Below are 2,113 nucleotides of genomic sequence, written 5' to 3'. Positions count from 1 at the left end.
CCAGCGAACTCGTCCAGGAGATCGCCGCAGCCAGCGGCGAGCAGGCCGACGGCGTGCAGCAGATCACCGGCGCCATGAACCACCTCAGCTCCGCCACCCAGCAGACCGCCAGCGCCAGCGAGGAACTCTCGGCCACCGCCGAGGAACTCTCCGCCCAGGCCGCCCAGCTGCAGGAGCTCATGGCCTTCTTCCGCCTGGCCGAGGACGGCAACAAGGCCGGCAAGCCGGCGGCCAAGGCAGGCGGCAATGGACGCCGGGCGCCGGCCGCCGCGGCGCCGGCCGCTGCCGCCGGCCAGACCACGCTGCGCTTTGGCCAGTCCAACAAGCCGTCCGCCGTGGCCGAAGTCGATGAAGCCGACTTCACGTCGTTCTGATCCCATGAGCGCCGTTGCCACACTGCAGACGGCCGCAGACCAACCCGGGAATGCCGGTGGCACTGCGGGAAGCGCCGTCTCCCTGCTGCGCCTGGCGGTCGGCACCCAGACCCTGGCCGTGTCGATTGCCGACGTGCGGGAGATCCTGCAGGTCGGGCGTCTGACGCCGATGCCGCGCACCCCCGCGTTCGTGCGCGGCGTGATCAACCTGCGCGGCGCCGTGGTGCCGGTCATCGACCTCGGCGCGCGCCTGGGCCTGTGCGCCGCCGACCTCGGCCGCCGTTCCTGCATCGTCATCGTCGAGGTCGCACAGGCCGACCCGGGCGATCCACCCCTGGTGGCTGGCCTGCTCGTGGACGCGGTCTTCGAGGTGCTGCAGCGCGAGCCCGCCGCCGTTGAACCCGCGCCCGAACTCGGCACGACCGTGCCGCACCGTTTCCTGCACGGCATCACGCGTGCCGAAGGGCAGCTCGTGGGCGTGCTGGCCTTGCCGGTCCTTCTGGCCGTGGCCGAGCTGGCGGAGTGCATCGAGCACCACTGCACGCACTGACCCCTTTTCCTGGAAGATCACATGCGCCGCAACCTCCCCGTCACCAGTCAAGAGTACCCGCTGCGCGATGGCATGACCATCGTCTCGCGCACCGACCTCAAGGGGCGCATCACCTACGTCAACGACGACTTCATCGAGGCCGCCGGCTTCACGCTGGACGAACTGATGGGGCAGCCGCACAACCTGGTCCGCCACCCGGACATGCCGGAAGAAGCCTTTGCCGACATGTGGCAGACGCTGCAGGCCGGCCGCCCATGGACCGGCCTGGTGAAGAACCGGCGCAAGAACGGCGACCACTACTGGGTGGTGGCCAATGCCACGCCGGTGCTCGAAGGCGGCCGGGCGGTGGGGTACATGTCGGTGCGCACCCGGCCCACGCGCGATCAGGTGGCGGCCGCCGAAGCCGCCTACCGGCTGTTCACCAGCGGGCAGGCCCGCGGCCTGGCCATTGTCGAAGGCCGGGTCGAGAAGACCGGAGGCTTGCAGGCCCTGCTGTCGCCGTTGCGCGGGTTGGCGGCACTGCCTGTGGCCGCCAAGTCGCTGGCGCTCACCCTGGGCGTGGCCGGCCTGTCGGCCACCGTGGCCGGCCTAGCCGTGGCGGGTGCCTGGCCGCTGGCCGCGCTGGCGGCCGTGGCTAACGTGGCCCTGCTGGGCCTGATCGTTGCAAACACGAGGCGGGTCGTGCAGGCCCTGAACTGCACTGCCCGCAGGCTCGACGCGTTCTCGCAGGCGCGCTTCGACGGCGTCATCGAGGCGCGAGGCCACGACGAGTGCGCCCAGGCGCTGCTGGCCCTCAAGCGGGTGCAGACCCGGCTGGGCTTCGAGGTGGCCGACACCGCGCGCCGGGCGGCGGAATCAGAACAGCGCCGCCGCGAGGAGGAACAGGTGGCCGGCGAGGTGAACCGTGCGGTGCAGGCCGCCACGGGGGGCAACCTGCAGCAGCGCATCCCGCTGGAAGGCAAGAACGCCTTCTTCACCGAACTGTGCAGCGGCTTCAACCAGTTGCTGGACACCGTCAGCGGCACGATCCGCGAGGTGCGCAGCGCGGCCGACCACCTGGGTGCGGCCAGCGCGCAGGTCTCGCAGACCTCGCAGAGCCTGGCGCACTCGGCCAGCCAGCAGGCTGCCAGCGTGGAGGAGACCACCGCCTCGCTGCAGGAGATGAACGCCTCGGTCAAGGGCAACGCCG

2 protein-coding genes and 1 pseudogene are annotated in these 2,113 nt (G+C 71.2%); all 3 read left to right on the top strand.

The window, feature by feature from the left end; translation table 11 throughout:
* Nucleotides 1-374, top strand: a pseudogene (locus ENE75_RS25160) (methyl-accepting chemotaxis protein); the annotation flags it as partial.
* 4 nt (nt 375-378) lie between these two features.
* Complete coding sequence (locus ENE75_RS24590; RefSeq protein ID WP_158289093.1) at nt 379-924, top strand: chemotaxis protein CheW; 546 nt, start codon at nt 379-381, stop codon at nt 922-924.
* 21 nt (nt 925-945) lie between these two features.
* Nucleotides 946-2,113 (top strand): methyl-accepting chemotaxis protein (locus tag ENE75_RS25155; RefSeq protein ID WP_199232414.1); only part of this gene is annotated, 1,168 nt, incomplete at its 3' end.

The organism is Rubrivivax albus (assembly GCF_004016515.1).
In the GTDB taxonomy this organism is placed as follows: Bacteria; Pseudomonadota; Gammaproteobacteria; order Burkholderiales; family Burkholderiaceae_C; genus Rubrivivax; species Rubrivivax albus.
Note: the sequence above shows the minus strand (reverse complement) of the source record. Positions and strands in the feature narration are given on the sequence as shown.

What these genes read in the sequence shown, in the direction of transcription:
- ENE75_RS24590 (WP_158289093.1), top strand. Translation starts at nt 379, where the DNA reads ATGAGCGCCGTTGCCACACTGCAGACGGCCGCAGACCAACCCGGGAAT.